General features: G+C 64.5%; 19 protein-coding genes. 9 read left to right on the forward strand and 10 right to left on the reverse strand.

Annotated elements, in window-relative coordinates; translation table 11 throughout:
* The first annotated feature begins 74 nt into the window (after window positions 1-74).
* The 7 genes from JJC00_RS28030 to JJC00_RS28060 are packed head-to-tail and all read left to right on the forward strand — an operon-like array spanning window position 75 to window position 8,059.
* Window positions 75-1,880, forward strand: a complete 1,806-nt coding sequence (locus JJC00_RS28030; RefSeq protein WP_200469082.1) for a gamma-glutamyltransferase family protein — start codon at window positions 75-77, stop codon at window positions 1,878-1,880.
* A 5-nt stretch (window positions 1,881-1,885) separates the two neighbouring features.
* Window positions 1,886-2,596, forward strand: a complete 711-nt coding sequence (locus tag JJC00_RS28035) for a DUF1028 domain-containing protein (RefSeq protein ID WP_200469083.1) — start codon at window positions 1,886-1,888, stop codon at window positions 2,594-2,596.
* Window positions 2,593-3,582: an ABC transporter ATP-binding protein gene (locus tag JJC00_RS28040; protein ID WP_200469084.1), complete on the forward strand. Its 990-nt coding sequence runs from the start codon at window positions 2,593-2,595 to the stop codon at window positions 3,580-3,582. Before JJC00_RS28035 ends, JJC00_RS28040 begins: the two co-directional genes overlap by 4 nt.
* Complete coding sequence (locus JJC00_RS28045) at window positions 3,582-4,688, forward strand: ABC transporter ATP-binding protein (protein WP_200469085.1); 1,107 nt, start codon at window positions 3,582-3,584, stop codon at window positions 4,686-4,688. The genes JJC00_RS28040 and JJC00_RS28045 overlap by 1 nt, the downstream gene beginning before the upstream one ends.
* A gap of 22 nt (window positions 4,689-4,710) precedes the next feature.
* Entirely contained in the window at window positions 4,711-6,219 is a 1,509-nt protein-coding gene (locus JJC00_RS28050; RefSeq protein WP_200469086.1) for an ABC transporter substrate-binding protein, read from the forward strand.
* A 10-nt stretch (window positions 6,220-6,229) separates the two neighbouring features.
* Complete coding sequence (locus JJC00_RS28055) at window positions 6,230-7,171, forward strand: ABC transporter permease (protein ID WP_200469087.1); 942 nt, start codon at window positions 6,230-6,232, stop codon at window positions 7,169-7,171.
* Window positions 7,172-7,174: 3 nt separating this feature from the next.
* A complete protein-coding gene (locus JJC00_RS28060) occupies window positions 7,175-8,059 on the forward strand; it encodes an ABC transporter permease (RefSeq protein ID WP_200469088.1) in 885 nt (294 codons plus the stop codon).
* Here JJC00_RS28060 and cnbZ read toward each other — a convergent pair.
* The 10 genes from cnbZ to JJC00_RS28105 all read right to left on the reverse strand — a co-directional run bounded on the left by cnbZ (window position 8,056) and on the right by JJC00_RS28105 (window position 19,764).
* Window positions 8,056-8,802, reverse strand: coding sequence for a 2-amino-5-chloromuconate deaminase CnbZ (cnbZ, locus tag JJC00_RS28065; RefSeq protein WP_200469089.1), 747 nt, complete (start codon window positions 8,800-8,802; stop codon window positions 8,056-8,058). The two genes, JJC00_RS28060 and cnbZ, sit on opposite strands and share 4 nt — an antisense overlap.
* Window positions 8,803-8,811: 9 nt before the next feature.
* On the reverse strand, window positions 8,812-10,062 hold the full coding sequence (locus tag JJC00_RS28070) for an adenylate/guanylate cyclase domain-containing protein (RefSeq protein WP_200469090.1): 1,251 nt from the start codon (window positions 10,060-10,062) through the stop codon (window positions 8,812-8,814).
* Entirely contained in the window at window positions 10,059-10,448 is a 390-nt protein-coding gene (locus JJC00_RS28075) for a response regulator (protein WP_200469091.1), read from the reverse strand. Before JJC00_RS28075 ends, JJC00_RS28070 begins: the two co-directional genes overlap by 4 nt.
* Window positions 10,445-13,039: an ATP-binding protein gene (locus JJC00_RS28080; protein WP_200469092.1), complete on the reverse strand. Its 2,595-nt coding sequence runs from the start codon at window positions 13,037-13,039 to the stop codon at window positions 10,445-10,447. The genes JJC00_RS28075 and JJC00_RS28080 overlap by 4 nt, the downstream gene beginning before the upstream one ends.
* 100 nt (window positions 13,040-13,139) lie before the next feature.
* A complete protein-coding gene (locus JJC00_RS38645; RefSeq protein ID WP_283816676.1) occupies window positions 13,140-13,262 on the reverse strand; it encodes a hypothetical protein in 123 nt (40 codons plus the stop codon).
* A 169-nt stretch (window positions 13,263-13,431) separates the two neighbouring features.
* A complete protein-coding gene (locus JJC00_RS28085; RefSeq protein WP_200469093.1) occupies window positions 13,432-16,527 on the reverse strand; it encodes a MexW/MexI family multidrug efflux RND transporter permease subunit in 3,096 nt (1,031 codons plus the stop codon).
* A 79-nt stretch (window positions 16,528-16,606) separates the two neighbouring features.
* Window positions 16,607-17,800 (reverse strand): efflux RND transporter periplasmic adaptor subunit, encoded by a 1,194-nt coding sequence (locus tag JJC00_RS28090; RefSeq protein ID WP_200469094.1) that lies wholly within the window; start codon window positions 17,798-17,800, stop codon window positions 16,607-16,609.
* 1 nt (window position 17,801) lies between these two features.
* Window positions 17,802-18,503 (reverse strand): TetR/AcrR family transcriptional regulator, encoded by a 702-nt coding sequence (locus JJC00_RS28095; RefSeq protein ID WP_200469095.1) that lies wholly within the window; start codon window positions 18,501-18,503, stop codon window positions 17,802-17,804.
* A gap of 131 nt (window positions 18,504-18,634) precedes the next feature.
* Window positions 18,635-19,225 (reverse strand): thiamine pyrophosphate-dependent enzyme, encoded by a 591-nt coding sequence (locus JJC00_RS28100; RefSeq protein ID WP_200469096.1) that lies wholly within the window; start codon window positions 19,223-19,225, stop codon window positions 18,635-18,637.
* Complete coding sequence (locus JJC00_RS28105; RefSeq protein ID WP_200469097.1) at window positions 19,222-19,764, reverse strand: phosphonopyruvate decarboxylase; 543 nt, start codon at window positions 19,762-19,764, stop codon at window positions 19,222-19,224. Before JJC00_RS28105 ends, JJC00_RS28100 begins: the two co-directional genes overlap by 4 nt.
* Before the next feature lie 106 nt (window positions 19,765-19,870).
* Between JJC00_RS28105 and JJC00_RS28110 the strand changes: the two genes are divergently transcribed.
* Window positions 19,871-21,091, forward strand: a complete 1,221-nt coding sequence (locus tag JJC00_RS28110) for a cytochrome P450 (RefSeq protein ID WP_200469098.1) — start codon at window positions 19,871-19,873, stop codon at window positions 21,089-21,091.
* Between the two features lie 216 nt (window positions 21,092-21,307).
* Window positions 21,308-22,522 (forward strand): ornithine--oxo-acid transaminase, encoded by a 1,215-nt coding sequence (gene rocD, locus JJC00_RS28115; protein WP_200469099.1) that lies wholly within the window; start codon window positions 21,308-21,310, stop codon window positions 22,520-22,522.
* Window positions 22,523-23,016: the final 494 nt, after the last annotated feature.

Below are 23,016 nucleotides of genomic sequence, written 5' to 3' on the forward strand. Positions count from 1 at the left end.
CGCGTGCCATGCTAGCAGCGCATTGGCGGCACGGCATTGCCTGTGATCAATTGCGCGCCGCAAATGAGGTAGCCATGGCCAGCAATGTCAATCCCGATCCCTTCACGACGCGCCCAGAGATCGAAGGCACGTTCGGTGTCGTCGCCACCACGCACTGGATCGCAACCGCCGTCGGCATGGCTGTTCTGGAAAAGGGCGGCAATGCCTTCGACGCCGGTGTCGCCACGGCCTTCACGCTTCAAGTGGTCGAGCCGCATCTGAACGGCCCCGGCGGCGACGTGCCTGTTATCGTCCATGACGTGAAGCGCGGCCGCACCGAGGTGATCTGCGGCCAGGGCCCGGCACCGGCGCGCGCCACCATCGCGCATTACAAGAGCGAGGGCCTCGACATGGTGCCCGGCACCGGCCTGCTAGCGGCCTGTGTCCCCGGCACCTTCGAATCCTGGATGATGCTGCTCCGCGATTACGGCACGATGCGAGTGCGCGACGTGCTGGAACCCGCGATCTCCTATGCCCGCGACGGCTACCCGCTGGTCGAGCGCGCCTGCGCCACGATCCAGACTGTCGAGCAATTGTTCCGCAAGCACTGGCCGACCTCGGCCGCGGTCTACCTGCCGAACGGCGAAGTGCCGAAGCCGGGTACGCTCTTCACTAACAAGACGCTGGCCGCGACCTACACCCGGATTCTGAACGAAGCCGAGAGCGGCGCTGGTGGCCGCGACGCCGAGATCGAGCGGGCGCGAAAGGCCTGGTCGCGAGGTTTCGTCGCGGAAGCGATCGACAAGTTCTGCCGGACGCAGGAGGTGATGGACGTCAGCGGCTCGCCACATCGCGGCGTGCTCTCCGCCGACGACATGGCACGCTGGCAGCCGACGATCGAGGCGCCGCTCACCTACGATTATGGCCGCTACACCGTCTGCAAGGCCGGCGTCTGGAGCCAGGGCCCGGTGACCCTCCAGCAGCTCGCGCTGTTGAAGGGGTTTGCGCTGGACGGGCTCGATCCGACCGGGCCGGAGTTCATCCATCTCCAGATCGAATGCGCCAAACTAGCCTTCGCGGACCGCGAAAAATTCTACGGCGATCCCAAGTTCAGCGAGGTCCCGATCGCGACGCTGCTATCGGACGCCTACAACGACGAACGTCGTAAGCTGGTTACCGAGAAGGCTTCGCTCGATCTCCGGCCCGGTGCGGTCGAGGGTTTTGGCGGCGTGGTCAAGCTGCGCCGCGCTGAAGGGCAACGCGAGGCCGTTGGCGCGCTTGGAGCCGGCGAACCGACCGTGGGGCGCTTCGGCGAGGTGCGCGGCGACACCGTGCATTTCGACATCATCGACAAAGCCGGCAACATGGTGTCCTCGACGCCGTCGGGGGGCTGGCTGCAATCCTCGCCTGTCATTCCCGAGCTGGGTTTCTGCCTCGGCAGCCGCGCACAAATGTTCGAGTTGGAGGAGAACCAACCGAGCTCGCTCGCGCCGGGCAAGCGGCCCCGCACGACACTGTCGCCGACCATGGCGCTGCGCGACGGTGAGCCGTATCTCGCCTGGGGCTCGCCGGGCGGCGACCAGCAGGATCAATGGATCACGCAGTTCTTCCTGCGCCACGTCCATTGCAACCTCAATCTCCAGGAGGCGATCGACGCACCGGCCTGGCACTCCGAGCATTTCCCGATCTCGTTCTGGCCGCGCACGGCGCGCCCCGGCGTGCTCGTGGTCGAAAACCGGGTGCCCAAGGCGACGATCGAGAACCTTCGCGAGCGCGGGCACATCGTCGAGGTCGGCCCCGACTGGTCCGAGGGCCGTCTCACTGCAGCCTCGCGCGTCGGTGCGCGCCGGCGCGCCGCCGCCAATCCGCGCGGCATGCAGGGCTACGCCGCAGGACGCTGAAGCACATGACCTGGTCGATTATCGCGCGAGACCCTGCCACCGGCCAGTTCGGCATTGCGGTTGCGACCCGCTTCTTCGCCGTCGGCGCACATGTGCCCTACATCGCGGCGGGCCTCGGGGCCATTGCAACGCAAGCTTTCGTCAATCCCTATTACGGCATCGACGGCGTCAAGCTGTTACGCGAAGGCCTGAACGCGCATGACGTACTCGCCGCGCTGCTCGCGACCGACGACGGCCGCGAGAGCCGGCAGATCCACATCATGGACGCGAGTGGCGCGATTGCCGCGCATACCGGGCGCGATTGCGTCGACTGGTGCGGGCACATCGCCGGCAGCGGCTTCTCGATCGCAGGCAACATGCTCGCCGGCGCCGACGTCCTCGCCGAGACGGCAAAAACCTACATCGCCAATGACAGCCTGCCCTTCCCGCGCCGGCTGCTTGCAGCCATGCGCGCAGGCGAAGCCGCCGGCGGCGACAAGCGCGGCAAGCAGTCCGCGGCACTGCTGATCCACGGCGAGGAGGAATGGCCGGCGCTGGACATTCGTGCCGACGACCACCCTGATCCGCTCGGTGAACTCGAGCGGCTCGAGCGGGTCAGCCACGAACTCTGGGTCCACTTCCGCGGCTCTATGCCGACCCGGCGGAACCCGGCCGGCAACACCGATCGCAGCGTCATCGATGCCAGCATCGCCGCGGCACGAGCAAGACAGGCATGAGCGCAAGCCCTCTCATCGAGATCAGGGACCTGCGCATTCGCTTTCACGGCGACGACGGCCGTGTCACTCATGCGGTCGACAGCGTCGATCTCAGCGTCGCCAATGGCGCAACGCTCGGCCTCGTCGGCGAATCCGGCTGCGGCAAGAGCGTGACCTCGCTGGCGATCATGGGCTTGCTGCCGAAGCAGACGACGGAGATATCGGGCGCAATCCGCTTCGATGGCTTCGACCTGCTGAAGACTCCGGACCGGACGCTGCGCGACCTGCGCGGCAACCGGCTCGCGATGATCTTTCAGGAGCCGATGACCTCGCTCAACCCGAGCTTCACGATCGGCGACCAGATCATCGAGACCATTTTGCGCCATCGCGGCGGTTCGCGCCGCAGCGCACGGGACCGCGCGATCGAGCTGCTGCGCCGCGTGCACATCCCTTCGCCCGAGCGCCGGATCGACGAATATCCGCACAAGCTCTCCGGCGGCATGCGCCAGCGCGTCATGATCGCGATGGCGCTCGCCTGCGATCCGCAGCTCTTGATCGCGGACGAGCCGACCACTGCGCTCGACGTCACCCTGCAGGCCCAGATCCTGGAGCTGATGCGCGAGCTGAAGGCCGCGAGTGGCGCCGCCATCATTCTGATCACTCACGATCTCGGCGTCGTCGCCGAAGTCTGCGACGAGGTTGCGGTGATGTATGCCGGCGAGATCGTCGAGCGCGCGCCGGTCGACGAACTGTTCTCTGCACCGCAGCACCCCTACACGGTCGGCCTGCTCGGCTCGATCCCGCGGCTCGACCATCGCGCCGAGCAGCTTGCAACGATCGAGGGCATGGTGCCGAATATGGCGCAGCCGCCCGCCGGCTGCCGCTTCGCCGCACGCTGTCCCTTCGTGCTGGACGCCTGCACCAAGGCGCCGCCGCCGCTGGTGGAAGTTGGCCCCGCCCACCTCTCGCGCTGCATCCGCGCGCCGCTCGAACGTCTGGTGTCGTGATGGCGCTGCTCGAAGTCAACGGCCTGGTCAAGCATTTCGCCGCCCAGCGCTCGCTGTTCGGTCGCGCCCTGGCGCATGTCAAAGCCGTCGATGGCGTGTCATTTTCACTTGAAGCCGGCAAGACCCTCGCCTTGGTCGGCGAGTCCGGTTGCGGCAAATCCACCGTCAGCCGTCTGGTGCTGCGACTGATCGAACCAGATGCGGGCACGGTACGCTTCGACGGCCGCGATCTGCTCTCCCTCGATGCGAATGCGCTTCGCGAATTCCGCCGCGAGGCGCAGATCATCTTTCAGGACCCCTACGCCTCGCTCAATCCGCGCATGACGGTCGGCCAGATCCTGACCGAACCGCTGGCGCTGCACGATCTCGTGCCGTCAGCGCAGCGGCGCGAGCGTGTCGCGGAGCTGTTGCGGCTGGTCGGGCTCGAGCCGCGGCTGGCCCGGCGCTATCCGCACGAGTTCTCCGGCGGCCAGCGCCAGCGCATCGCCATAGCCCGCGCGCTTGCGGTCGAGCCGAAGCTGATCATCTGCGACGAGCCAGTCTCGGCGCTCGACGTCTCGATCCGCTCGCAGATATTGAATCTGTTGCGCGAACTCCAGGACCGGCTTGGTCTGGCTTATATCTTCGTTTCGCATGATCTCGCGGTGGTCAAGCACATTGCCGACCGCGTCGCGGTGATGAATCTCGGCGGCATCGTCGAAGAAGCCGATGCGGATGCGCTGTTCGCCGACCCACGCCATCCGTACAGCCGCGCCCTATTGTCCGCGATCCCGCTGCCGCAACCTCGCGCCAGGCGGGCGAAGGTCATCCTGCAAGGCGAGATCCCGAGCGCGCTCAATCCGCCAGCCGGCTGTCGCTTCCATACCCGCTGCCCCTTCGTGATCGACCGCTGCCGCACCGAGGCGCCCGCGTTGGTGGCAGACGAGGCAGGCCACGCCACCGCCTGCCATCGCGTCGGCGAGCTGCCTCCGGCCGACGGCATCCTGCCCACAGCGGGCGGATTCACGCCGGAACTGGCAAAATTAGTCGCAGCCTTCAGCCGAAAGACGGAAGGCGCAAGCCCGGCCGGGGTTGGTATACAGAGTGCAAGGCCTGCAACGACGTAGCCGGAGCAATGGGGACTGTCCGATGAAGATGTTTCGCCTCGCCGCAACCGCGGCTGCGTTCCTGCTGTCGCTTGGGGCCGCCCACGCGCAGACCACGCTGCGTATCGGCCTTGCCGAGGACCCCGATATTCTTGATCCCTCGATGGCGCGCACCTATGTCGGCCGCATCGTGTTCGCCGCATTCTGCGACAAGCTGTTCGACATCGACGAGAAGCTCAACATCGTGCCCCAGCTCGCGCTGTCGAGCGAGACCGCCGATGACGGCAAGGGCCTCGTCATCAAGCTCAGGCCCGGCGTGAAATTCCACGACGGCGAGCCTTTCGACGCGGAGGCCGCCAAATTCTCGCTGGAGCGCCATTTGACTCTCCCCGGCTCGTTCCGCAAGCCGGAGCTCGCCTCGGTAGACCACATCGATGTCGTCGATCCCCTCACCATCAAGCTGGTGCTGAAATCGCCGTTCTCGCCGTTGCTCGCCCAGCTCACAGATCGCGCCGGCATGATGATGTCGCCGAAAGCGGCGAAGGCAGCCGGCGACAAGTTCGGCCTGCACCCGGTCTGCGCCGGCCCTTATAAATTCGTCGAGCGCGTGCAGCAGGACCGCATCGTGTTCGAGAAGTTCGCGGACTACTGGAACAAGGACCACGTTTTCATCGACCGCATCGTGTTCCAGCCCATCGTCGATGCCACCGTGCGGCTGGCGAACCTGAAATCCGGCGCCCTCGATCTGATCGAGCGCGTGCTCGCCACCGATCTCAAGGAGGTGCGCGCCGATTCACGGCTGAAGGTCGCCACCGCCATCGAGCTCGGCTATCAGGGGATCACGCTCAATATCGGCAAGGATAAGGCCAAGGGACCGCTGAGCCAATCCGCCAAGGTGCGGCAGGCTCTCGACCTTGCCATCGACCGCGAGGCGATCAACCAGGTCGTGTTTAACGGCGAGTTTCAGGTCGGCAATCAATGGGTCAATCCTGATCATCCCTACTACCAAAAGAGCTTGCCGGTCCGTCCCCGCAATGTGGAGAAGGCCAAGGCGCTGCTGAAGGAAGCCGGCGTGACGCCGCCAGTCAGCGTCGACTTCCTGGTGCCGAAGGGCGCGGAGACGGAGACACCGGCGCAGGTGATCCAGTCGATGGCTGCAGAAGCTGGTTTCGACATGAAGATCCGCGTCACCGAATTCGCAACCGGGCTCAAGCAGGCCGAGGCCGGCGATTACCAGGCCTTCATGCTCGCCTGGAGCGGCCGCGTCGATCCTGACGGCAACACCTTCATCTTCCTGCACAGCGGCGCTCCTCAGAACTACGGCGACTGGAACGATGCGCAGGCCGACAAGGCGCTGGAAGACGCGCGGCTCGTGACCGGCCTCGCCAAGCGCAAGGCCAGCTACGAAGATTTGGCCAAGCTGGTCCAGGATGAGGAGCCGCTGCTCTATCTCTATCATCGCCGCATCATCATTGCGCATACCACCAAGCTCGAGGGCTACAGGCAGATGCCCGACGGCCTCGTGCGCGTCGTCGGCCTCAAGCTGAAGTGACGCTGCAGGGATGCTGAATTTCCTCGCCCGCCGGCTTGCGCAGATCGTACCGACACTGTTCTTTGTGTCGTTGCTGATCTTCTCGCTGCAGCAATTGCTGCCGGGCGATCCCGCCCTGGTGATGGCGGGAGAAGAGCGCGATCCGGCCGTGATCGAGCAGATCCGCCACCAATACCGGCTCGATCAGCCGGTCCCCGTGCAGTACGCCTACTGGATGAAGGGCGTGTTATCGGGCGATTTCGGCGAGTCCCTGCGTAACAAGATGCCGGTGCGCGAGCTGATTGCGCAAAAGCTGCCGGTGACACTGCAACTCGGTTCGATGGCGATCATCATCGCCTTCCTGATCGGCATTCCCGCCGGGATCGTCGCCGCCGTGAAGAAGGGAACGGCCTGGGACTACGGCGCCAATTTCTTCGCGCTATGGGGCATCTCGACGCCAAACTTCTGGCTCGGCATCATGCTGATCTTCCTGTTCTCGATCGAGCTCGGCTGGCTGCCGGCCTCGGGCTATGTGCCGCTCACCGAGAACTGGCGCGCGAGCCTGGCTGCCACCATCATGCCCGCTTTCGTGCTCGGCAATGCGATTGCCGCGGTCCTGATGCGGCATACCCGCAGCGCCATGCTCCAGGTGCTGGAAAGCGATTACGTCCGCACCGCGCGCGCCAAGGGGCTCTCCGAGCGTTCCGTGATCCTGAAACATGCCATGCGCAACGCGCTGACGCCGATCATCACGCTCGGCGCGCTCGAGCTCGGCACGCTGCTGTCCGGCGCCGTGCTGACCGAGCAGATCTTCTCCATTCCCGGCTTCGGCAAGCTGATCGTGGACGCCGTGTTCAACCGCGACTATGCCGTCGTGCAGGGTGTGGTGCTGGTGACCGCCACGGTCTACATCACCCTCAATCTGGTTGCCGACGTCGCCTACATCCTCGTCAACCCGCGGCTGAGGGGCTAGGCCATGACCGACGCCGCCCTGTCGGGCCCCCTTGTGCAAGCGGACGAACTGGACAGCCCGGCGCGCCGCGCGCGGCGTCACCTGTTCAAGCGCAAGGCAGCGGTTGCGGGCCTCGTGGTCCTCACCATCGTCATCCTGCTCGCGCTGCTCGCCCCTCTGATCGTGCCCTACGACCCCATCGCGACGAGCTGGAGCCTGGTGCGCAAGCCGCCCACATTCACGCACTGGTTCGGCACTGACGAGCTTGGCCGCGATATCCTGAGCCGCGTCGTCTACGGCGCGCGGGCCTCGCTGCTTGCGGGCCTGATCTCGGTCGCGATCGCCCTCGGCATCGGCGTGCCGCTCGGCCTTCTCGCCGGCTATCGCGGCGGGTTCGTCGATGCGCTGATCAGCCGGATCACCGATGCGATGCTGGCCTGCCCGTTCCTGATCCTGGCGATTGCGCTGGCGGCGTTCCTCGGTCCGAGCCTCGGCAACGCCATGATCGCGATCGGCATCTCGGCAACGCCCATCTTCATCCGCCTGACCCGCGGCCAGGTGCTGAGCGTCAAGGCCGAGGACTATGTCGAAGCGGCACGCGCACTCGGCAATCCGCCTTGGCGCATCGCTGTCTCGCACATCCTGCCGAACATCCTGCCCGCACTGCTGGTTCAGGCGACGCTCTCGATCGCAGCCGCCATCATCGCCGAGGCGGCGCTATCGTTCCTCGGCCTCGGCCAGCAGCCGCCGGCGCCATCCTGGGGCAGCATGCTTAACGCAGCGCAACGCTTCCTGACCCAGGCGCCCTGGATGGCGATCTGGCCGGGGCTTGCGATCTTCCTCGTGGTGCTGTCGCTGAACCTGCTTGGCGACGGCCTGCGCGACGCCCTCGACCCGCGGCAGCGTTAGATCACCACCTCGCGCATCACGCGGCGGCAATCCATCTCATATTCGAGGTCGACCACCGGCGGCCGCGCGAAGTGCCAGGTGAGGCCCGAGCGCAGCGCGCCACGGCGGACAAGCTCGTCGACAAGCGCATGGTGGAAGTCGTGCACGGAATAGGCCTGTACGCCGGTCGTGTCCTTCCAACCGAATCCGAACGCCGTCATCCGGTTCTCCATCTGCGACGTCGTGGTGAATCGCACCTTCTCGCGCAACCCCTCCGGGCTGAGGTCGCGGTAGCGTACCGTGCGCTCGACATAGCTGCCGCCGCCCTCGCGCGCCTCGGCACCGCCAGCAATGACGAAGGACGGCGCTTTGGAGCTTGTTGGGAACGTGAAGGAGAACGCGTAGAACGACGGCTCCGACGGCGGATCGATCTCGGGACAGACATTGCTGCGCGCCACCGGATTGGTGGTGCCGTCGAAGATGCCCCATTCCGACAGCGTCTTGACGTAATGCAAGTTGAATGCGCGGAAGCCCTCCTCGCTGAAGGCAGCCGGCGAGCGCAGCTCGCAGGCACAGAACGCCGTCAACGGGCGCCCTGCCTCCTGAATGAACTTTGCCGCAAGCGCAAACCCCTCGGCCAGAGGCACGAGGCGATCGAACCGGACGCGCTCGATCTCATAGCCGTCATCGGCGGCCGCACCAGCCGAATACTGAAACACGGAGGGAATGAACCGATAGTTGCCGGCGGAGAATTCACGCGTCATGACGAACTCCTAATCCAATTGAATGCGGATGCCCTTGCCGCCGTTGAGCAGGCGCCTCAAGTGAAATCCGGCGAGAGGATCGTCCGCGTGCATGCTGACCAGCGCGGCAAAGGCCGGCATGGCCGCGGCGTCACCGGCTTCCATCCTGGCAAAGGCCTCGGAATACAGCGCCGTCTCGGGCGCCTCGAATCTTTCACGCGGCAGCGGCTCGAACGCGCGCAGCGGCTCGCTACGCCCGCGCAGCATCAGATCGCCGACGGGACGCCCCTGAAAATTCCTGGCTGCCTCGGCGACACCCGAGCTGACACAGATACGCGTGCCCAGCTGCTTGTTCGCAGCTTCCAGCCGCGCGGCGATGTTGATGGTGTCCCCATACGCGGTGTAGTCGAAGAAGCGATTGCCGCCGAAATTGCCGACCAGCGCGGACCCGGCGTGAATGCCGATGCGGGTGGCTCCGAAATCCACGCCTCGATCACTTTGGCGCGCGCAAAAATCCTGTGCCCAGGCATCCAGATCATGGGCGCATGCGACCGCACGCGTCGCATAGTCCGGCTGATCGCCGGGCGCATTGAACAGCACCTGGATCGCGTCGCCGATAATTTTTGCGACCGTTCCCTCATGTGCAAAGACGACTTCGGTCATCCCGCCCACATATTCGTTGAGGAGCGCGCCCAGCGTCTCGGGCGGCGCGGTCTCGACCAGCGAGGTGAAGCCGGTGATATCGGTGAAAATGGTCGCGACATCGCGCCACTGCACCTCGATCCCCTCACCCTCGCCGCCCGCCGCCAGACGCTTGGCAAGCTCTGGCGAGAAGTGGCGCGACAATGCGGCGTGGGCCCGCTCGGCCTCAGCCTGACGGCGCCTCACCTCGCGCAACATCCCGATGTGGCGAAGGGTCTTCTCGATTGTGGTTTCCAGGTCGGCGAAGTCGATCGGCTTGGTCAGGAAGTCGAACGCCCCACGGTTCATGGCGGTGCGGATATTGCTCATGTCGCCATAGGCCGAAACGATGATGGTCGACTTCTTGTCCTCGGCTTCCTGCAGCTTCTGCAACAGCGACAACCCGTCCATTCTGGGCATGTTGATGTCGGAGACCACCATGTCGACGTGCGGGTTCTGCTCAAGCGATTCCAGCGCCTCCAAGCCGTCGCGCGCGAACATGATGGCAACGATCCCGTCGCGGATCTGCCTGCGGAATTTTTGCAGGATCAGTGCCTCGAGATCGGGCTCATCGTCGACGAAGAGGATGGTCGAAGTCATGCCGCCTGCTCGAGCCTCGTGTCGATCTGCTGGCGCAGCAGCGCAAAATCGATCGGCTTGGTGAGCAGCCCAATGGCGCCACGCTCGATCGCCTTGCGACGCGTCTCGGCATCGCCGTACGCCGTGATCATGATGACCGGAACATGCGGATGCTCGGCGCGCACCTTGGGCAGCATGTCGAGCCCGCTCATGCCGGGCATGTTGATGTCAGACAGGATCAGGATCAACGAGGGGTCGCGAACCTCGGCCGCGAGCTTCAGCGCTTCGGACGCCGAGGGTGCGAACTCCATCTGGAAACGGCCGGCGCGCAGGTCGCGCCTGAATTGCTGCCGGAACAGCGCCTCGACATCGGGCTCGTCATCGACGACCAGGATGTAAACGTTCACGTCTTGCCTCCGGAAGTATCGCCTGCCGCGATGACGCGCGGCAGGGTGATGATGAATTCGGTGAAGACACCGGGCTCGGTGTTCACGTCGATCGTGCCGCCGTGCTGTTTCACGACGATGTCATGGCTCATGGACAGACCAAGCCCGGTGCCCTCGCCGGCCGGCTTGGTGGTGAAGAAGGGATTGAACATCTTCTCCTTCACGTCCGGCGGAATGCCCGTGCCGTTGTCGCGAATCCGGATTTCGACCTTGCCGCCGAGATTCTTCGTCGTGGCGCTCACGGTCGGTTCGAATCCATCGGCGGCGCTGTCCTTGCGCTTAAGCGCAGCATAGAAGCCGTTCGAGATCAAATTGAGGAAGACGCGGGCGATCTCCTGCGGATAGACGTCGGCCATCCCGGCGGTCGGATCGAGGCCGCGCTGGAGTGTCACGTTGAACGACGGCCGTTCGGCGCGCGCGCCGTGATAGGCGAGATTAAGGCTCTCCTCGACGATCGCGTTGATGTCGGCTGGGCGATGCTCGCTGGAGCCCTCGCGCGAGTGCAGCAGCATGTTCCTGACGATGGAATCGGCGCGCTTGCCGTGCTGCGCGACCTTCTCGAGATTGCCCCTGAGCATGCCGGTCAGCTCAGCCACCTCGTCCTTCGTCTTGCCGTCAAGCGATGCCGTTTGCAGGACCTCGTTGAGCTCGTCGATCAGCTCCGCCGAGATCGACGAGAAATTATTGACGAAGTTGAGCGGGTTCTTGATCTCGTGGGCGATCCCAGCGGTGAGCTGGCCGAGCGAGGCCAGCTTCTCGGTCTGGATCAGGCGGCCTTGAGCCGCGCGCAACTCATCAAGGGACTTCGAGAGCTCCATCGTGCGTTTGCGCAACTCATTCAGCAGCCGCGCGTTCTCAATGGCGATGACGGCTTGCTTCGTAAAATTCTCGACGACGGAGATTTGCTTGTCGGTAAACGGACGGACTTCCTTGCGATAGACCGCGATCGTGCCAATCAGCTCGTTCTCCCTCAGCATCGGCACGACGACGATCGTGCGGGCGCCGGCCACATCGGAGATTCCGCGAATGCTTGGTCCTCCTGCAATATAGGCAGGCGTGTTCTGCACATCGTGAACGTGAACGACCTGATTTGTCCTGACAACGGCGGCGAGCGCACTCTCCGGATGAGGATGGATCGCCACATCCCGTCGCGAAGCGGCGAACGCAGGCGGCACGTTGTAGTCAGCTGCAATGGTGAAGCTTTCGCCGTTCCACAGGTTCATGATCCCGAAACTTGCGCCACAGACGCGCGTGGCATTCTCGAGCAATTTGTGGAACACCGGCGTGAGTTCGCCCGGAGACGAACTAATCACCTGTAGCACCTCCGACGTCGCTGTCTGCTGCTCCAGCGACTCCCTCAATTCAGCCGTACGTACCGAGACCTTCCTCTCCAAATCGGCATAGGATTCCCGCAGACGCTCGCCCATGTGGTTGAACCGGTCCGCGAGCTCCTCGAGCTCGTCGCCGGTCTTGATCGAGATCCGCTGCGAGAAATCACCTCCGCCGATCCGCTCGGCGCCGCTGCGCAGCGCCTGGATCGGGCCGACCATGCGCCGCGCGAGGAATATTCCAGCGAGCACCGCGAAGATCGAGGCCGCGAGCAGCACGATCGCGAGCCGTTCCAGCGAAGCATAGAGCGCCGCATAGGCCTCCTCGACCGGCAGCTCGACGAACATGGTCCAGCCGAGCGGAGCGATCGGCGCTGACGCCGTCAAAACCTTCTGCCCCTGGATGTTGGTCGCTTCCTGCAGGGCGTCCGGCATGACGCCGCCGCTGGCGAGCGCGGCGCGCACGTGCGCCAGTCCCGACAGGTCGGTGTTGCGCAAAACCAGGCTGATATCGGGATGCGCGATCAGGCGGCCCTCCGGGCCGACCACATAGGCATGTCCGTGCTCGCCGACCTTGATCTGGGACACGACGTCCCAGATCAGCTTGAGATTGACCTCTGCAATGCTGACGCCGGCATCCTTGCGGGCGCCGGCCTGCGCCAGCGTCATGTAGGGCTCGGAATCCCTGCGGAAATAGACCGGTCCGTAAAAGACCTTGTGTGCGACCGCCTGCGTGAATTTTGGATCGTCCGACAGATCGATGCCGCTGTCGATCGCGTCCATCGCCAGGCGCGAAACGCGTAACCGCTCTCTGCCGGTCGCATCGACCTGGGCGAGTTCGGTGATCGCCGGCACTTGACGCAAGAGCCGCAGCGCGTCGAACCGGCGCGGCTCGATCGAGCCCGCCGACCACGGCAGTTGCGTGGTCCAGCCGAGCTGGCTTTCGATCTCCTTGACGAACTGGCCGATCTTGGCGGCGGCGGCCTCGGCCTGCTCGTGCTGGACCCGGATCAGCGAGGCCTTGTGCTCGCGATAGTAGAACAAGACCTCGAACAGGCCATTGGCCAGCAGGGCGACGGCGACCACGGCCACGAACAGCGCGACATATTTGGTGAATAGCCGCGTCCTGATCCCTCGCCTCGCCTCTCCGGACGCGACGCCGCCCGCGGCCGCGCGCGGTAGCGACCTGGTTTGCGGGGTGTCGGGATGGACGGAAATGCTCATTCCCCCAAGCCTAGCAAGAAGGCCGGACCTTGTCTCTCGCCCCAGCGCACAAGGTTACTCGATCACCTCGTCGGCAAGTGCCAGCATGGTCGGGGGAATTTCAAGTCCTGTCGCCTTCGCCGTCTTCGCCCCGGCTCTCCGCCGTTACCGGCGCGATCGGCGTCACCGTACGCAGGCGATAGATGCGGCCTGGCGTATCGGCCGGCGCCATGCCCGGGCGCACCAATGCCGCCCCGCCAAGCACTGCCAGAAATTCGCGCCTCTTCGTCCGACAACCCGCCTCGAGCGCACAATCACGGCGCTACAGCGATCACATTACGAGATGTCGCACGACAAAAAAAAAGCGGCAACAGCGATGGCTGTTGCCGCTTCGCACCCAAATCGGGCCTTGGTCAGGTCGGCCGCAGCACCTTGGAGCCGAGATCGACCTCGTTGACCTGCTTGTTACGCTCGGAATCGGCCGCCGCGCGATGGTCGGTCGCCAGCACGACATAGACCGCCGGCAGCACGAACAGCGTGAACAGCGTGCCGATCGACATGCCCGCAACGACCACGAGGCCGATCGAGAAGCGGCTGGCCGCACCGGCGCCGGTTGCCGTCAGCAGGGGGATCAAGCCAGTGACCATCGCAGCCGTCGTCATCAAGATTGGACGGAGGCGAATACGCGCCGCCATTTCGATGGCCGAGCGGCGGTCGAGCCGCTCGTTAATCTGAAGCTCGTTGGCGAACTCCACCATCAGGATGCCGTGCTTGGTGATCAGGCCAACCAGGGTGAGTAGACCGACCTGGGTGTAGATATTCATGGTCGCCACGCCGAAGAACAGCGGGATAAGCGCGCCGACGATCGCCATCGGCACCGAGATCATGATCACCAGCGGGTCACGCAAGCTCTCGAACTGCGCCGCAAGCACCAGGAAGATGATGATCAGCGCGAAACCGAAGGTGATCGCGAGCTGATTGCCTTCCTGCACGTACTGCCGGCTATCCGCGAGATAGTCGTGGCTGAAGCCCTGCGGCAACTTCTTGGCCTCACCTTCGAGGAAATCGACCGCGGCGCCGACAGTCACGCCGGGCATCGGCACGGCCGAGAAGGTCGCCGAATTGAGCTGATTGTAATGCGTCAGCGAGTTCGGATCGGTCCTGGTCTCGATCGACACCACCGTCGACAACGGAAGCTGCTGGCCGGTGTTGGTCGACACGTAGTAGCCGCCGAGCGATTCCGGCGAGAGCCGCTGGCTCCGCGGCACCTGCGGGATCACCTGGTAGGAGCGGCCTTCGAGATTGAAGCGGTTGATGTAGTTGCCGCCCAGCAGTACCGCGAGCGCACTGCCGAGATTCTGCATGTTGACGCCGAGATCCTGGGCCTTGCTGCGATCGATCTTCACCGTCACCGTGGGCTGGTTATAGTTGAGATCACTGTCGGAGACGATGAACATGCCGCTCTTGCGCGCGGCGTCCTTCAACTTCTCCATCTGCTCGTAGACGGCCTGGAAGCCCGCGGTCGAGTTGATCACCATCTGCACCGGCAGACCACCCGGTCCGCCCGGCAGCGGCGGCAGATTGAAGGCGAAAGCCTGCACGCCCTCGATCTTGGAGAGCTCGGCCTGAACCAGCGGCTTCAGCGCGATCGACGAGCGCTTCCGTTCGTCCCAGGGCCTTAGCAGCATACCGGCGATACCGCCCTGCGGCCCGTTGATGCCGTTCAACACGAAACGAAGATCGGTCTCGGGGAATTTCTGGAACTCCTTGTCGAGCTTCTCGCCGTAGAAATCGATATAGTCGATGTTGGCGTATTTCGGCGCCTTGGTCACTGCGAAGACGATGCCCTGGTCTTCCTCGGGCGCCAGCTCCTTCGAGGTGTGCATGTAAAGGAAGCCGACAAGCCCGAGGATCGTCACGGCGAACAGGCCGGTGATTGCCTTGTAGTCGAGCGAGCGGTCAAGCCTGCGGCCGTACCAACGGGTTACGGCACCGAATACGCGGTTCACCAGCTTGGCGAAACGGCCCTCTTCGGTGTTCTTGAGGAGCACCGAGCACATCATCGGCGACAGCGTCAGCGCGATGACGCCTGATACGATCACGGAGCCCGCCAGAGTGAAGGCGAATTCGCGAAACAGCGAGCCAGTCAATCCTCCGAGGAAGCCGATCGGGGCGTACACGGCGGCGAGCGTGATGGTCATCGAGACGACCGGACCGACGATTTCGCGCGCGCCTTGCAGCGACGCTTGCACCGGTGTCTTGCCCTCCTCCAGATGGCGGTGGATGTTCTCCACCACCACGATGGCGTCGTCGACCACAAGGCCGATCGCGAGCACCATGGCCAGCAGCGTCAGCAAGTTGAAGCTGAAGCCCAACATCAGCATCAGCGTGCAGACGCCGATCATCGACAGCGGAATCGTGACAACCGGAATGATGACGGAGCGGAACGATGCCAGGAACAGGAAAATCACCACAATGACGATCAAGATGGCTTCGCCCAGCGTCTTCTCGACCTCGTCGATCGACGACTGAATGAACTTGGTCGAATCGTAGGCGACTTTCATCTTCATCGACGGCGGCAGGTTACGCTCCAGCTCCGGGAACAGCGCGCGCACGCCCTTGACCAGCGTCAGCGGGTTGCCTTGCGGAGTCGCCTGCACACCGATGAAGATCGCGTGCTCGCCGTTGAAGGCCACGCTCGCATCGGTGGTCTGCGCGGCAAGCTCGACGGATGCGATGTCCTCCATCCGCACGAAGCCGCCGTCCTTGGCCTTGACGATCATCTTCTTGAACTGGTTGACGTCGGTCAGGCCCGTGTTTGTCGAGATGTTCGAGACGATCAGATAGCCCTTGGTCTGGCCCGCCGCGGACTGGAAGTTGTTGGCGGCGATCGCGGAGGCAACGTCCGCTGGCGACACATTGCGGCCCGCCATCTTCACCGGATCGAGCCACAGCCGCATCGCAAAATTCTGGGCGCCGAGAATGTCGGCGGACGCGACGCCGTCGACGGTCGACAGCACCGGCTGCACCACGCGCGTCAGGTAATCGGAGATCGCCGAGCCTGACAGCTCGTCGGACGAGAAGCCGAGATACATTACCGCCGTGGTCTGGCCCGTGGTCTTGGTGACGATCGGGTCGTTTGATTCCTTCGGGATCAGATATTTGACCGAGTTCGTCTTGGCCAGCACCTCGGTCAGCGCCTGGTTCGGATCGAAGTTCAGCTTGATGTAGACCTGGATCGTCGAGGTGCCGAGCACCGAGGACGAGGTCATGTAGTCGACGCCGTCGGCGGAGGCGACCGCCTGCTCGATCGGCGTGGTAATAAAGCCTTGGATCAGGTCGGCGGACGCGCCGGGATAGACGGTCGTGATGTTGATGACCGTGTTCGACAGTTTTGGATATTGCCGGATTGGCAGCGTCGTCGCCGCGCGCAGACCGATCAGCAGGATCAGCAGGCTGACGACGACCGACAGAACCGGGCGTTTGATGAAAATATCGGTAAAGGCCATCGCAGCGATCTCTATTCGATCTCGATTTCTTGGGCTTATGAAGCATGATCCGGCCCTGCCGGATCATGCGAGCGCATTGTCAGTAGCGTGGCGGTTGCGCCGGGATAGCCGGAGCCGCATCCGTTGAAATCGACACCGCCGAGCCCGATTGCAGCTTGAGCTGACCGACGGCGACAACCTTGTCGCCCGGCTTCAAGCCTTTGACGATTTCAGCACGACCCTCGACCCGGTTGCCGGTCTGCACGAACGTGCGCACCGCGCTCAGGCTGGTCTTGCCGTCCTCTCCCTTTTTCTCGGTGATCACAAACACGGAGTCGCCGTACAGCGTGTAGTCGACGGCGGTCTCGGGCACGGTGACCACCGCCGGCTTGTCCGGCAGCACCACAGTGGTGGTCACGAACATGCCTGGCTTCAGGATCTTCTCCGGATTGGCCACCGTCGCCTGCACCCGGATGTTGCGGGTGTCGGTGGCGATCTGCGGCTCGATCGTGGTGATCTTTGCGTCGAAGGTCCGGCCCGGATAGGCATCGACCTTCAGCCGGACCGGCTGGCCGACCTTGAGATTGCCCGAGTCCTTTTCGGTCACCGTGAAGTTCGCCCACAGTTCCGACAGATCGGTCAGCGAAACGATCGCGGTGCCTGCCGTGAGATACTGTCCGACTTCAACCTTACGGACGCCGAGATCGCCCGAGAACGGAGCACGCACCAGCTTCTGCGAGATCAGCGCTTCGGTCTTGGCGATGCCGGCCATCGCCTGGTCGTAAGCGGCCTGCGCGGAATCGACGGTCGCTTGCGGACCGAACTGGCGCGAAGCCAGCTGCTTGGCACGGTCGAGCGACAGCTGCGCGACGGTCGCCTGCGCCTTGTAGTTGGCGAGGTCGCCCTGCTCCGGCATGTCGAACAGTTGCACCAGCGGCATGCCGGCCTCGACATGCGCGCCCGGCTCGAACTTGATCTCGGTGACGCGGCCGTTGACGTCGGCGCTGACGTCAACCTGGTGTACGGCAACAAGGCTGCCGACCGCGGTCAGCAGGTTCGGCACCACCTCGGACTTCGCCTCGGCTGCGCTGACCAAGGTCGGCGGCGGCTTGTTGTTGGCGAAGAACTGCTTGATCATCTGGCCACGGAAATAATTGAACCAGACGAGGCCCCCGGCGAGCGCGCCTAGCAGCACGCCGACGATGATGAACCAGAGCACCGGCCGGACCGGACGCTTGGGAGCCTTGCTGTCGATCGGTTCGCCCGAAATCTTGTGTTCGGCTACGATGTTCATGTCATGCACTTTCTGCAATCGCCGTCTTGCCGGCACCCACGGCCTGATCGCGGCCCAGATGCGAAGCAATTGCGGCGTCGTTAAGTCCGATGCCTCTCAGGAGAAACTCACAGAGCTGCCGCTCCAGATCGTTCGCCCTGCCATAAGCGAGACAGGGCACGGAGGGCAGCCTGGTCAGCGCAGCGGTCATCATCGTGTGATGCGCAAACCAGAACAGGTTGAGCGGTTCGATGCCGCACGGCCGCGCATCGCCGGCGGCGACCGCGCGTTCCAGCGAGCCGACGAAGATCGCTCCGATCAGTGTCTCGATCTTGGCATATAGCAAACGAGCGAACTCGCCGTCATCCAGATGACTGGTGGCCATCAGTCGCACGCGCTGGGCCTCCTCCTGGTCGGGGCCATCGGCGATCTCGAGGAAATGCTGGACCATGCCGCGGATCAGTTCGACCAGGGTGGCCGTGGACGGCTCCCGCTCGAGCAGCTCCATAAAGGCCGGGTCCGCCTCGCACTCGTCGCTGAGGATCTCGGCGTAGAGCGCCGCCTTGGACGGGAAATGCTTGAACAGCAGTGCCTCGGAAATGGCAGCAGCGGCCGCCACGCTCTTGGTCGTGGTGCCGGTATAGCCGTGCCGGGCGAAGCAGCGTTTCGCGGCTCCGAGGATCAATTGACGCCTCAGGTCGCTCGTCATACGCAATGAGCTCATGCTAGTGAGTAAGCACTCACCCACGCCAAAGTCAAGCTAAATGGTGCGACGCAACCTAGATGGGTGCCGACTTGTTGGAAATTGGCCACAGATTCCCGAGGGCCCGGTCAGGGCGTCAGGAACCGGCGTTGTCAGATCGGCTGGAAGCCGAGGTCGCCGCGGATCCGGTTGACGATGTAGGTCCCATCCCGGCTCGGCAAGATCCGCTCGACGCTGGCGCTGTCGATCTTCACATTGGCAAAGCGCGGCCCGGCCGAGAGGTCGTGGACGGCTTTGGCGAAGGCTTCCACGTCGGCCATGGTCGAGATCGCGCGGCTGTCGGCGATGCCACAGGCCCTGGCGATGCCGACGAGATCGGCCGCGGCCGAGGTGTGGCTGATCTGACCGCCGGTCTCGCCATAGGCCTCGTTGTCGAGCACCGCGATCGAGAGGTTGGACGGCTTCTGCAGGCCGATGGTGGCGAGGCTGCCTATGCCCATCAGCATCTCGCCGTCCCCGGTGATCACCAGCACGGGCAGTTTTGGCTGCGCCAGCGCCAAGCCCAATCCGATCATCGCAGCGCCGCCCATGCCGCCCCAGAGATAAAAGTTGCGGGCGTGGTCGCCGGCAGCGGTGATGTCGTTGGTGGAGGCACCGAGGCCGCCGATCGCAACCACGTCCTTGCGGTCCGCAAGGAGCGCGGAAACCACCTGGCGGCGGTCGAGGAGATTGGCCTTGCTCATTTGGTGAAAACCTTGGCGCCGATCAGGCGCTGCGACAACAGGACGGCGGTGGGCGTCAGCGCGTTGTAGGCTTGCGCCGCGGCCGCCTCCAACACCGCCGGCACCTCGGTTGCGTTCGAGGCGCGCAGCACCTTGATGCCGGACAGTTCGAACACGCCCTGCGTGGTCGAGCCCATCGGCACCTGCCACGGATTGAACTCGCCCCACTCGCCGCGCATGGTCACGAGCGTGAGGAACGGAAAGCGCAGGATCGGGATCAGCGACAGCATGTTGACGCAATTGCCGACGCCGCTCGACTGCATCAGCAGCACGCCGCGCTGGCCGCCGGTCCAGGCGCCGGCGAGCAGCCCCACGCCCTCCTCCTCCGTCGTCAGCGGAATGCCGCGCATCGTCGATGAAGCCAGCACGCGCTGGATCAGCTTCGAATGGCCGGCATCGGGCACGTAAGGCACCTGCCTGACGTCGAAGCGCTGCAAGGTCGCGAAAATATCGTCCGGCCAGTTCGGGGCCGTGTCGGAAGCGTCAGCGCGGGCGTGCATTTTCCTGTCCGGTCGGCTAGCAAATCACGGCGAGACTGTAGACGGTGATCAGCACGGCTCGAAACAGCGAAAACGGCATATCGGTCTCAACCGGTGAGTATGGCGCATGAACGCAGATGCGAAAGAATTGGCGGCCAATTTCGATCTGGCGAAGCTGACGAGCGAATTCTACGGCGATCCCTACCCGACTTACCGTGCACTGCGGGAGAACGAGCCGGTCAAGCGCCTGCCCAGCGGCACCGTGTTTCTGACCCGCTACGACGACCTCGTCACCACCTACAAAAACACGAAGTCGTTCAGCTCGGACAAGAAGCGCGAGTTCGCCCCGAAATATGGCGACACCCCGCTCTACGAGCACCACACCACCAGCCTCGTCTTCAACGATCCGCCCGCCCACACCCGCGTGCGGCGCCTGATCATGGGCGCGCTGTCGCCGCGCGCGATCGCAGGCATGGAGCCTGACATCGCCAAGCTGGTCGACGGCCTGCTCGACGCCATCGCCGCCAAGGGCGATTGCGAGCTGATCGAGGATTTTGCAGCTTCGATTCCGATCGAGGTGATCGGCAATCTGCTCGACGTTCCCCACGAGGAGCGCGCGCCGTTGCGCGACTGGTCTCTGGCGATCCTTGGCGCGCTCGAGCCCGTGGTATCGTCTGAGGTCGCCGCGCGCGGCAACAAGGCGGTGACGGATTTCCTGGCCTATCTCGAGACGCTGGTCGCGCGCCGGCGTCGAAAGCCGGGCAATCCCGAGCGCGACGTGCTGACGCGCCTGATCCAGGGTGAAGACAACGGTGAGCGGCTGACCGAGAAGGAGCTGCTGCACAATTGCATCTTCCTGCTCAATGCCGGCCACGAAACCACGACCAATCTGATCGGCAACGGCCTCGTCGCGCTGCATCGGAATCCGGACCAGAAGCAGCGGCTGATCGACAATCCGGACCTGATCAGGACGGCCGTCGAGGAGATCCTGCGCTACGAGAGCTCGAACCAGCTCGGCAACCGCATGACGACCGAACCGGTCGAACTTGGCGGCGTCATGCTCGAGGCCGGCACGTCGGTGACGCTGTGCATCGGTGCGGCCAACCGCGACCCTGCGCAGTTCCCCGACCCTGAACGCTTCGACGTCGCGCGCACGCCGAACCGGCATCTGGCTTTCGCCACCGGCGCGCATCAATGCGCAGGCATGGCGCTGGCGCGGCTCGAAGGCGCAATTGCGATCTCGCGTTTCCTGGCGCGCTTCCCGAACTATGCCGTGAGCGGCCAGCCCGTGCGCGGCGGCCGCGTGCGGTTTCGCGGCTTTTTGAGCGTGCCCTGCGCGATCGGGTGAGGGGGCAAAAACAAAACTGCGAAAACAACCCCATGCACAGTAGAGCACGGGTCGGCGAAGGATGACCTGTGGCTTCGCAGAACCATCTGAAATTTCGAGCAAATCAGGCTGCGTCCCATCATCGAGCGCATGAAGGCTTCCGGACGTCCCGGCTGATACCCACATCAAGTTGAGCGCAGCCGGTCGAAGCCGGCGCGCAGCAATGGAGTGACGAAGATGGGCTCGTCGGTCATTGATTTCCTCGCAACGGAAAGGCGCCTTGGCACCCACAATTACGAGCCGATCGGGGTCGTCCTGTCGCGCGGCGAAGGTGTCTGGGTCTGGGATACCGAAGGCAACCGTTATCTCGATTGCCTCTCCGCCTATTCCGCGGTCAGCCAGGGCCACTGCCACCCCAAGATCCTGGCGGCGATGGTGGAGCAGGCCCACCGGCTGACGCTGACTTCGCGCGCCTTCCACAACGACCAGCTCGCCCCCTTCTACGAAGAGATCGCGGCGCTGACCGGCTCCCACAAGGTGCTGCCGATGAACAGCGGCGCCGAGGCGGTCGAAAGCGCGATCAAGTCGGTGCGCAAATGGGGCTATGAGGTGAAAGGCGTGCCGGACGGCCAGGCCGAGATCATCGTCTGCGCCGATAATTTCCACGGACGCACGCTGGGCGTCGTCGGCTTTTCTACCGACCCTGAGACCCGCAAGCACTTTGGGCCGTTCGCGGCGGGCTTCAAGATCATCCCGTTCGGCGATGCCGCTGCCCTGGAGGCGGCGATCACGCCAAACACCGTCGCCTTTCTGGTCGAGCCGATCCAGGGCGAGGCCGGTGTCATCATTCCCCCGGCCGGCTATTTCACCAAAGTGCGGGAGCTCTGCACGGCCAACAACGTGATGCTGGTGCTCGACGAGATCCAGACCGGGCTCGGCCGCACCGGCAAGCTGCTGGCCGAGCACCATGAGGGAGTCGAGGCGGACGTGACGCTGCTCGGCAAGGCCTTGTCCGGCGGCTTCTATCCGGTGTCGGCCGTGCTCTCGAACAACGAAGTGCTCGGCACACTGAAGCCCGGGCAGCATGGCTCAACCTTCGGCGGCAATCCGCTTGCCTGCGCGGTAGCGCGCGCCGCCATGCGCGTGCTGGTCGAGGAAGGCATGATCGAAAACGCGGCCAGGCAGGGCGCGCGCTTTCTGGAAGGCCTGAAAGACATCCGCGCCAACACGATCCGCGACGTGCGTGGGCGCGGCTTGATGCTGGCGGTCGAGCTGCATCCTGAAGCCGGCCGCGCACGGCGCTACTGCGAGGCGCTCCAGGCCAAGGGCATCCTGGCCAAGGATACCCATGAGCACACGATCCGCATCGCCCCGCCGCTGGTGATCACCAGCGACCAGGTCGACTGGGCGCTCGAGCGGTTCGCCACGACCCTGACGCAGGATTTCTCGTGAGGCTGGGCTGCGACGGAAGATCGCAATGTCGGCCGTGACCTGCAACGAACGATTCCGCCACCTGTGCGTTGAACATCGTGGGCGATTACGAGCTGGGAGCTACAATCATGCTTCCGCGTGGCGTTTGCTTGACGGCTGTTTTGGTCGGTGTCTCGATGCTGGCGACGAGCGTCGGCGCGTTCGCCCAAGGACCCGGCCAGGGACACGGAAGGGGCGGACCACCCGGTCCAGCCGCAGCGCCGGCCGCCCGGCCAGCAGCACCACCGGCTATGGCTCGTCCGACGGCACCGCCAGCCATGGCACGTCCCGCCGCACCGGCATTCCATCCCCCGGCCATGCCTCAGCGACCGGCCATGGCGCCACATCCGGCGCCGCATATCGCCTCACCGCCACCGCGCCCGACCCCACATTTCGCTGCCCCGCCGCCGCGGGCGGCCCCGCATGTGGCAGCGCCGCGGCCTGAATTCCACCCGGGGCCGGCAGCACCGCACCGC

The organism is Bradyrhizobium diazoefficiens (genome assembly GCF_016616885.1).
GTDB classification, from domain to species: domain Bacteria; phylum Pseudomonadota; class Alphaproteobacteria; order Rhizobiales; family Xanthobacteraceae; genus Bradyrhizobium; species Bradyrhizobium diazoefficiens_F.

What these genes read in the sequence shown, in the direction of transcription:
- JJC00_RS28045 (WP_200469085.1), top strand. Translation starts at nt 3,582, where the DNA reads ATGGCGCTGCTCGAAGTCAACGGCCTGGTCAAGCATTTCGCCGCCCAG.
- JJC00_RS28030 (WP_200469082.1), top strand. Translation starts at nt 75, where the DNA reads ATGGCCAGCAATGTCAATCCCGATCCCTTCACGACGCGCCCAGAGATC.
- JJC00_RS28050 (WP_200469086.1), top strand. Translation starts at nt 4,711, where the DNA reads ATGAAGATGTTTCGCCTCGCCGCAACCGCGGCTGCGTTCCTGCTGTCG.
- cnbZ (WP_200469089.1), bottom strand. Translation starts at nt 8,802, where the DNA reads ATGACGCGTGAATTCTCCGCCGGCAACTATCGGTTCATTCCCTCCGTG.
- JJC00_RS28090 (WP_200469094.1), bottom strand. Translation starts at nt 17,800, where the DNA reads ATGAACATCGTAGCCGAACACAAGATTTCGGGCGAACCGATCGACAGC.
- JJC00_RS28035 (WP_200469083.1), top strand. Translation starts at nt 1,886, where the DNA reads ATGACCTGGTCGATTATCGCGCGAGACCCTGCCACCGGCCAGTTCGGC.
- JJC00_RS28080 (WP_200469092.1), bottom strand. Translation starts at nt 13,039, where the DNA reads ATGAGCATTTCCGTCCATCCCGACACCCCGCAAACCAGGTCGCTACCG.
- JJC00_RS28060 (WP_200469088.1), top strand. Translation starts at nt 7,175, where the DNA reads ATGACCGACGCCGCCCTGTCGGGCCCCCTTGTGCAAGCGGACGAACTG.
- JJC00_RS28070 (WP_200469090.1), bottom strand. Translation starts at nt 10,062, where the DNA reads ATGACTTCGACCATCCTCTTCGTCGACGATGAGCCCGATCTCGAGGCA.
- JJC00_RS28085 (WP_200469093.1), bottom strand. Translation starts at nt 16,527, where the DNA reads ATGGCCTTTACCGATATTTTCATCAAACGCCCGGTTCTGTCGGTCGTC.
- JJC00_RS28110 (WP_200469098.1), top strand. Translation starts at nt 19,871, where the DNA reads ATGAACGCAGATGCGAAAGAATTGGCGGCCAATTTCGATCTGGCGAAG.
- rocD (WP_200469099.1), top strand. Translation starts at nt 21,308, where the DNA reads ATGGGCTCGTCGGTCATTGATTTCCTCGCAACGGAAAGGCGCCTTGGC.
- JJC00_RS28055 (WP_200469087.1), top strand. Translation starts at nt 6,230, where the DNA reads ATGCTGAATTTCCTCGCCCGCCGGCTTGCGCAGATCGTACCGACACTG.
- JJC00_RS28095 (WP_200469095.1), bottom strand. Translation starts at nt 18,503, where the DNA reads ATGAGCTCATTGCGTATGACGAGCGACCTGAGGCGTCAATTGATCCTC.
- JJC00_RS28105 (WP_200469097.1), bottom strand. Translation starts at nt 19,764, where the DNA reads ATGCACGCCCGCGCTGACGCTTCCGACACGGCCCCGAACTGGCCGGAC.
- JJC00_RS28040 (WP_200469084.1), top strand. Translation starts at nt 2,593, where the DNA reads ATGAGCGCAAGCCCTCTCATCGAGATCAGGGACCTGCGCATTCGCTTT.
- JJC00_RS28100 (WP_200469096.1), bottom strand. Translation starts at nt 19,225, where the DNA reads ATGAGCAAGGCCAATCTCCTCGACCGCCGCCAGGTGGTTTCCGCGCTC.